The 7,998-nt window shown below is 73.1% G+C and carries 6 protein-coding genes and 1 rRNA gene; 2 read left to right on the plus strand and 5 right to left on the minus strand.

The window, feature by feature from the left end; genetic code table 11:
- Positions 1 to 157: 157 nt before the first annotated feature.
- Positions 158 to 274 (plus strand): 5S ribosomal RNA (gene rrf, locus BMZ82_RS38630).
- A gap of 102 nt (positions 275 to 376) precedes the next feature.
- Here the strand turns inward: rrf and BMZ82_RS38635 are convergent.
- The 5 genes from BMZ82_RS38635 to BMZ82_RS38655 all read right to left on the minus strand — a co-directional run bounded on the left by BMZ82_RS38635 (position 377) and on the right by BMZ82_RS38655 (position 6,275).
- Positions 377 to 1,687, minus strand: a complete 1,311-nt coding sequence (locus BMZ82_RS38635) for a DUF58 domain-containing protein (RefSeq protein ID WP_093782057.1) — start codon at positions 1,685 to 1,687, stop codon at positions 377 to 379.
- Positions 1,687 to 2,676, minus strand: a complete 990-nt coding sequence (locus BMZ82_RS38640) for an AAA family ATPase (protein ID WP_093782058.1) — start codon at positions 2,674 to 2,676, stop codon at positions 1,687 to 1,689. Before BMZ82_RS38640 ends, BMZ82_RS38635 begins: the two co-directional genes overlap by 1 nt.
- Positions 2,676 to 3,920, minus strand: coding sequence for a DUF4350 domain-containing protein (locus BMZ82_RS38645; RefSeq protein WP_093782059.1), 1,245 nt, complete (start codon positions 3,918 to 3,920; stop codon positions 2,676 to 2,678). The genes BMZ82_RS38640 and BMZ82_RS38645 overlap by 1 nt, the downstream gene beginning before the upstream one ends.
- A complete protein-coding gene (locus BMZ82_RS38650; protein ID WP_256252352.1) occupies positions 3,917 to 4,636 on the minus strand; it encodes a DUF4129 domain-containing protein in 720 nt (239 codons plus the stop codon). Before BMZ82_RS38650 ends, BMZ82_RS38645 begins: the two co-directional genes overlap by 4 nt.
- Before the next feature lie 247 nt (positions 4,637 to 4,883).
- Positions 4,884 to 6,275, minus strand: coding sequence for a glycerophosphoryl diester phosphodiesterase membrane domain-containing protein (locus BMZ82_RS38655; RefSeq protein WP_093782060.1), 1,392 nt, complete (start codon positions 6,273 to 6,275; stop codon positions 4,884 to 4,886).
- A 236-nt stretch (positions 6,276 to 6,511) separates the two neighbouring features.
- Between BMZ82_RS38655 and mtnA the strand changes: the two genes are divergently transcribed.
- Positions 6,512 to 7,657: an S-methyl-5-thioribose-1-phosphate isomerase gene (gene mtnA, locus BMZ82_RS38660; RefSeq protein WP_093782061.1), complete on the plus strand. Its 1,146-nt coding sequence runs from the start codon at positions 6,512 to 6,514 to the stop codon at positions 7,655 to 7,657.
- Positions 7,658 to 7,998 lie beyond the last annotated feature (341 nt).

The raw sequence follows: 7,998 nt of genomic DNA on the forward strand, positions 1-7,998 counted from the left end.
CGGATGTGGAAGCCCAGTAATGGGTGAAGCTGACTGGTACTAATAGGCCGAGGGCTTGTCCTCAGTTGCTCGCGTCCACTGTGTTGGTTCTGAAACCACGAACAGCCCCATATCCCTGGGCCACAGGGTGTGGTGCGGCTGAACAGTTTCATAGTGTTTCGGTGGTCATAGCGTGAGGGAAACGCCCGGTTACATTCCGAACCCGGAAGCTAAGCCTTACAGCGCCGATGGTACTGCAGGGGGGACCCTGTGGGAGAGTAGGACACCGCCGAACAATCATTCCGGGAGACCCCCGCACCTTATGGTGCGGGGGTTTTCTGCGTTCACGATTGTTTTTATGGGCTCTCCCTCGGGAGAGCCCATTTTTTGTTGGATGTCAGAGGCGGCCTGCTGCTTTTAGGGCCAGGTAGGCGTCTGCCAGTGCCGGGGCGAGTTCGTTCGGTGTCGCGTCGACGACGGTGACGCCGTGCCGGCGGAGTTGTTCGGCTGTGCGGTGGCGTTCGGCTTGGGCCTGGGCGGCGGCTGCGGCCTCGTAGACGGCGTCGGTGGTGCCGCGGGAGGTCGTCATGCGGGCGATGTGCGGGTCGGCGACCGAGGCCACCAGGACCGTATGGCGTTGGGTGAGCCGGCGGAGGACGGGGAGGAGGCCCTCCTCGACCGGGGCGGCGTCGAGTGTGGTCATCAGGACGACGAGGGAGCGGCGGGGGGCCGTGCGGAGCACTGCGGAGGTGAGGCCGCGGGCGTCCGTCTCGACCAGCTCGGGTTCGAGGGTGGCCATGGCGTTGACCAGGGACGGGAGGACGTCGCGTGCCGTTCGGCCCTGGACCAGGGCGCGTACGCGGCGGCCGTAGGCGAGGAGGTCGACTCGGTCGCCGGCGCGGGATGCCAGGGCGGCGAGGAGGAGTGCCGCGTCCAGGGAGGCGTCCAGGCGGGGGGCGTCGTCGACGCGGCCTGCCGAGGTGCGGCCCGTGTCGAGGACCAGGAGGATGTGCCGGTCGCGTTCGGGGCGCCAGGTGCGGACCGCGACCGTGGAGTGGCGGGCTGTGGCGCGCCAGTCGATGGAGCGGGTGTCGTCGCCGGGAACGTATGCGCGCAGGCTGTCGAATTCTGTGCCCTCGCCGCGGGTGACGACGCTGGTGCGGCCGTCGAGTTCGCGCAGGCGGGCCAGTTTCGACGGGAGATGCTTGCGGCTGGTGAACGGGGGGAGGACGCGGACCGTCCAGGGGATCTTGTGGGTGCCTTGGCGGGAGAAGAGGCCGAGGGGGCCGTAGGAGCGGATGGTGACGAGGTCGGTCTGGTGGTCGCCGCGGCGGGTGGGGCGTAGGCGGGTGGTGATGCGGCGGCGTTCGCCGGGCGGGACTGTCAGGCGGTGGCGAGAGGCTGTTGTTTCTGTTCCTGGTTGCCAACTGCTGGGGGGCCAGGCGTCGCGGAGGTGGGCGCGCAGGGGGCGGCGGGACGGGTTGGTGATCGTGAGGGTGATGTCCGCCGGGTCGCCGAGGCGGGCGGTGGTGTCGCCGGAGCGGGTCAGGCCCAGTCGGCGTACGGGGGCGGCCAGGGCGAAGTCGCAGGCGCAGGCGACGGCCAGGGGGGCGTTGACGGCGAGGATGCCGGTCCAGCTCGGGTCCCAGATGCCGACGGGGAGGGAGCCGAGGGCCGCGAGGAGTGCGGTGCGTCCGGTGAGGGCCATCAGCGGGGGACGGGGACGTGGGTGAGGATCGCGGTGATGACGGAGTCGGCGGTGACGCCTTCCATCTCGGCCTCCGGGCGGAGTTGGACGCGGTGGCGGAGGGTGGGGAGGGCGAGGGCTTTGACGTCGTCGGGGATGACGTAGTCGCGGCCGGTGAGCCATGCCCACGCGCGTGCTGTGGCCAGGAGGGCGGTCGCGCCGCGCGGGGAGACGCCCAGGGTGAGGGACGGGGACTCGCGGGTGGCGCGGCAGATGTCGACGACGTAGGCCGTGATCTCGGGGGAGACGGTTGTCTTGGCGACGGCCGCGCGGGCGGCTTCGAGGTCGGCCGGGCCTGCGACGGGGCGTATGCCGGCGGCGTGCAGGTCGCGCGGGTCGAAGCCTCCGGCGTGGCGGGTGAGGACGTCGATCTCCTCCTGGCGGAAGGGCAGAGGGATCGTCAGTTTGAGGAGGAAGCGGTCCAGTTGGGCTTCGGGGAGGGGGTAGGTGCCCTCGTACTCGACGGGATTCTGGGTCGCCGCGACCAGGAACGGGTCGGGGAGGGGGCGCGGGGTGCCGTCGACGGTGACCTGGCGTTCCTCCATGGCTTCGAGGAGGGCGGACTGGGTCTTCGGCGGGGTGCGGTTGATCTCGTCGGCGAGGAGGAGGTGGGTGAAGACCGGGCCGGGCTGGAAGGAGAACTCGGCGGTGCGGGCGTCGTAGACGAGGGAGCCGGTGATGTCGCTCGGCATGAGGTCGGGGGTGAACTGGACGCGTTTGGTGTCGAGTTCGAGGGTGGCGGCGAGGGCGCGGACGAGCAGGGTCTTGGCGACTCCGGGGACTCCTTCGAGGAGCACGTGTCCGCGGCACAGGAGGGCGACGACGAGGCCGGTCACGGCGGGGTCCTGGCCGACCACGGCCTTGGCGATCTCGGCGCGCAGGGCTTCCAGGGCGGCTCGGGCCCGGCCCGGATCCCCGGTGTTCCCGGCGTTGTCAGTGGTCGGGTCCATCATGGACGGCGTACCTCTCTTTCGAGGGCGTCGAGTTGGTCGGCGAGGGCGATCAGGGCCGCGTCGTCGCCGGGCGGCGGGCCGAAGAGGAGGGCGTGCAGGGGCTGTCCGTCGCCGTGGAGGTGGGCGGACAGGGCGGGGAGCAGGGCCTCGGGCGTGTGCGCCTGGGTGACGGGGACGCCCAGGAGAGGGGCGAGGCGGGTGCGGGTGGTGGAGCGAAGAGCGGCGGCCGCGCGGTCGCGGGCGCCGGCCTTGCGGTAGAGGCGGGCGCGGCCCTCGACGGTTTCGGAGGCGCGGATCGCCACGGGGAGTTTTTCGGGCACGAGCGGGCCGAGGCGGCGGGCCCGCCAGAGGGCGGCGAGGGCTGCCGCGACGAAGAGCTGGAGGGTGCCCCAGAGCCAGCCGGAGGGGAGCAGGTCGAGGAAGCTTTTCTCGTCGTCCGGGGTGGCGGCGGTGGTGTCGGAGAGCGAGGGGAGGTACCAGACCAGATGGGTGCGGGAGCCGAGGAGTTGGAGGGCGAGCGAGGCGTTGCCCTGCTGGTCGAGACGGTTGTTGTAGAGGATGTCGGGCGCGCCGAGGACGACGGTGTCGCCGTCGCCGGTGGTGTCCGGGACGCGCAGCAGGGTGGCCAGGCGGCGGCTGGGGTAGCACTCGTCGGCGTCGAGGTGGTGGGTGGTGTAGCGGATGCCGCCGGTCTGTGCGGTGCCGGCGGTGCGGGCGGCGGGCAGGGCGCAGTCGGGGGAGAGCGTGGAGTCGCGGCTGTTGGCCGGGTCGGCGGTCACGCCGGGGGCGAGGGTGCCCACGGACGGGCTGCCGGGGGCGACGAGGACGGTGCGGGCTCCGGAGCCGGCGATCGCCGCGTGCAGCTCCCTTTGTTGACGTTCCGTCAGGAGGTCGGGGGTGGCGACCAGGAGGGTGGTGTCGGGGCCTGCCGCGGTGCGGGCTTCGGACAGGGTGGCGGCCACGCGGGTGGACACGCCTCGGTCGGCGAGGAGTTCTGCGACGGCGCGGCTGCCGTAGGGGTCGGCGGAGCGCGGGTCGAGGGCGCCGTGGCGGGCGTCGGACTGGAGCGCGGCGAGTGCGACGGCGCCCGCGAGGAGCAGGACGAGGGCGAGGGTGAGTCCTCGCGCGCGGGTCCACAGGTGCGGGGCGGTGGATGTGGAGGACGCGGTGGAGGTGGCTGTGGTGGGGGCCGCGGTGGAAGTGGAGGTGGAGGTGGTGGGGGGCTTGGTCTCGGTTGTCATTTGGCGGCTCCCTGGTGGGTGGGGTGGGCCGCTGTGTGGGGGGTGTTCGCCGTCGTGAGGTGGGGCTTGGTGTGTTCGAGGTCCAGGTCGAGTGCGGCGATGCGGCTGTACGACTGCTCGGTCGCGCGGCGGCCGCCGTATGTCACGTCGTCGAAGTCGCGGGCGGCGGTGCGCAGTCGGTCGGTGTGCGCGGGCAGGGTGCGGCCGGCGTCGGCGGCGGCTTCGTCGGCGGTACGGCCGGGGCGGGCGTCGAGGAGGGCGCGTTCCTCCAGGGCGCGGACGATGGCGCGCATGCGTTCCTGGACGGCCTGGTTCCAGTGGCCCTGGGCGGCGTGCGCCTCGGCGGCCGCGCGGTGTTCGGCGGTGCTGCGGGGGCGGTCGTCGAACAGAGCGGCGGTGGAGGAGGGTTGGCGGCGTGGGGTGCCCAGGCGCCACCACAGGGCGCCTACGACGGCCGCGACGGTGAGGACGACGACCAGGAGGCCTAGTGTGCCGCCGGGGGTGGCGGTCGAGGCGGTGTCGAACAGGTCGCCGATCCAGTCCCAGAGGGTGTCCAGGGCGCGCTGGAAGAGGCTGGGGTCGTTCTGGTGGTACAGGTCCTTGGACAGTTCGCGGCGGGCGGCCTCCCGCGCGGGATCACGGGGGACGGTCAGCGGCGGTGCGTCGCCCGAGCGGGCCAGGGCCTGGGTCAGGGACCGGTTCCAGGACTGGGTCAGGGACTGCGTCAGGGGCCGGGTCAGGGACTGGGGCAGGGACTGGGGCAGGGACGGCGTGGTGCCGTCGCCGGTCGCTCGCAGTAGGGCTGTCGCGGCTTTTTCGGCGGCGTGGGAGAGGGGCGCCGGGGGCGCGCCGGTGAGTGCTTCGGTGATGCCGGGCACCTTGGGGATCCCGGGCGGTGCCTGTGCGGGCAGGCCGCCCGGGAGCGGTGCCGGTGTGAGAACTGCCCCCGCCGGGCTCACCGCATCAGCTCCCCGGGGTCGTCGTGCCGGGAGCGGGGGAGCCGTAGTCCTGGAGGCCTGCGGCGCGGGCCAGGTCGAGGTCGAGGGCCTCGCGGCGGATCCGCTGGTCGATGTAGAGCAGTACGAAGACGCCCGCCACGATCGGGAAGGTGACCATGGAGCCGATGACCGAGCCGACGCCGCTGACGATCAGGTAGGCCCAGCCGAAGTCGCCGCCCGTCTCGACCACGCCGCCGACACCGCCGTCGGTGAGGGTGGCGCCGACGAAGACGAAGGGGACGACGACGATCATCGCGATGATGTTCGAGATGATCAGGGCGAGCAGTTCGATGCCGAGGACGCGCCACCAGGAGCCGCGGGTGAGTTTCGCGGAACGGCCGAGCGCCTTCTTGATGCCCTGCTTCTCCAACATCAGCGCGGGCGAGGCGAGGGAGAAGCGGACCAGCAGCCACAGTACGAGGACGAGCGAGCCGAGGACGCCGAAGGCCGTTAGCGCGTCGCCCCCGGCGGTGCTTCCGGCGGCGTTCACGAGAGCGCCCGGCAGCAGGCACGCGAAGGCGGCGCCCGCGGTGATGAGCAGCACCAGGAAGATCAGACCGAACAGTCTGGGCACCTGGGGGCGGGCGTCGCGCCAGGCCTCCCTGAGGGTGACCGGTTTGCCGAGCACCGCGCGGGAGGTGACGGCCGTGAGCAGGGCGGTCGCCGTGATGGTGCCGAGGAGCGTGATGAGCAGGACGGGGCCGGAGGCGCGCAGGGCGTCACTCATGGCGTTGAGCTGCTCGTCGGTGGTGGCGCTCGGGTCACCGAGCGCGGCCGTGTTCGTGACGCCGTCGAGGACCAGGCCCTGCAACAGGACGACGCAGACCTGGGTGACGACCGCGACGGTCAGCGAGATGCCCAGGACCGTGCGCCAGTAGGTGCGCATGGTGGCGACGGCGCCGTCGAGGATCTCGCCCACGCCGAGTGGGCGCAGCGGGATCACGCCGGGCTTCGCGGCGGGCGGGGGGCCGCCCCAGCCGGCACCCCAGCCGCCGGGAGCGCCGTAGCCGCCGTAGCCGCTTGGTCCGGCCTGTCTGCCGTAGCCCCCGTTTCCGGTGGGGCCTGCGGGGCCGCCGGGGTGGCCGGCACCCGGTCCGGCGGGCGGGTGGGTGCTCCAGCCCGGGCCGGGCGGTGGGGTCTGGCCGGGGTTCTGGGGGCCGGTGGGGGCGGACCACTGGCCGGGGGGCGGCTGTTCCTTGGACCACTTCGTGCCGGGGCTCTGTGGGTTCGCGCCCGGCTGGTCCGCGGGCTGCGGGCCGGTGGGCCGGTCGGCGGGCTCGGCGGGGTGGGACGCGCCGGGCTCCTGTCCGTCGGACGGGGCGGATCCGGGCGAGGCCCAGCCCGGAGTGTCGTTCATCGTCGCTCCTTCACGGTGCCCGTCCGCGGGCGCGGCGGCAGGTTGGGAGCCATCGTGCCATGGGGGCCTGGTCGGGGGACCGGCCGCGGTAGGTGCGGGACGCCTGGCCGCAGCGCCGGCCGTGTCCCCGGCGGCGGCCCCGGCCGTATCCGGGGCCGTATCAGGGGCCGTGTTCCTGGGCGTATCCGTGGCTGCCTGCCCTCCATGGTCCGCCGGATAGTGGGCAGACTCACCGCATGGCTGATCAGTACGCGCGCCCCGGCGAGGACAGGCGGTCGACCCAGACACCGGCGATCCGTTGGGAGGAGCTGCCCGAAGGTCCCGTACTGGTCGTTCTCGACCAGACGAGACTGCCGGCCGAGGAAGTCGAACTGGTGTGTACGGACGCGTCCGTGCTGGTGGAGGCGATCCGCTCGCTGGCCGTGCGGGGAGCGCCGCTGCTCGGGATCGCCGGGGCGTACGGCGTCGCGCTCGCCGCCGCGCGCGGGTTCGACGTGGACGAGGCCGCGAACGCGCTGGCCGGGGCCCGGCCCACCGCGGTGAACCTGTCCGTCGGCGTGCGGCGGGCCCGGTCCGCGTACCGGGCGGGAGCCGCCCGGGGCGGCGATCCGGGGCAGGGCGCGCGGGCGGCGCTGGCCGCCGCGCGGCAACTGCACCGGGAGGACGCCGAGGCCAGCGCCCGGATGGCCGGGCACGGGCTGGCGCTCCTCGACGAGCTGCTGCCCGGCGGCGGGCACCGGGTCCTCACGCACTGCAACACCGGTTCGCTGGTGTCGGGCGGGGAGGGGACGGCGTTCGCGGTGGCGCTCGCCGCGCACCGGGCGGGGCGGCTGCGCCGGCTGTGGGTGGACGAGACGCGGCCGCTGCTGCAGGGCGCCCGTCTCACGGCGTACGAGGCGGGGCGCAACGGCATGGCGTACACGCTGCTGACGGACAGCGCGGCGGGTTCGCTGTTCGCGGCGGGCGAGGTGGACGCGGTGCTGATCGGCGCGGACCGGATCGCGGCCGACGGGTCGGTGGCGAACAAGGTGGGGAGTTATCCGCTCGCGGTGCTCGCGCGCTACCACCATGTGCCGTTCATCGTGGTGGCGCCGGTGACGACGGTGGACGCGCAGACCCCGGACAGGGCGTCGATCGAGGTGGAGCAGCGTCCCGGGTACGAGGTCACGGAGGTCATGGCGGCCCAGACACCGGTGACGGGAGCGGGAGGAGGGATTCCGGTGGCCCCCTTGGGGACCCAGGCGTACAACCCGGCCTTCGACGTGACACCGCCCGAGCTGGTGACGGCGATCGTCACGGAGGAGGGCGCGATATCGCCGGTGACGGCCGATGCGTTGGCCGGGCTGCGCGGCGGGGGAGACCGGGAGGGGGAGCGGGACTGAGCTGGGGCTGGGGCTGGGGCTGGGACTGGGGCTGGGGCTGAGCTGATCTGGGGCTGGTCTGGTCTGGTCAGGCTCGGCCCCGCCCGGCCCAATCTGGTCCGGCTCGGCTTGGCCCTGTCCGGCCTGGCGCGGCTAGGCCTGGCTCGGGCTGGCCTGCCCCGGCCCGGCCGCCTTGGCCTGTTCGATCTGGTGTCGGGCGTGGGTTGTTGGGGTGGGGGTGTGGTGTGGGGTGTGGGGTTAGAAGCCGTTGTCTTTCCGGATGTGGTCGTTGAGTTTCCGCTGATCAGGCATGGTGTGGGTATTGCTGCGGGAGAGTTCGGGCGTCTGGTTCGGTCTCGGTG

Origin of the sequence: Streptomyces sp. yr375 (genome assembly GCF_900110755.1) — a bacterium.
Taxonomy (GTDB): Bacteria; Actinomycetota; Actinomycetes; order Streptomycetales; family Streptomycetaceae; genus Streptomyces.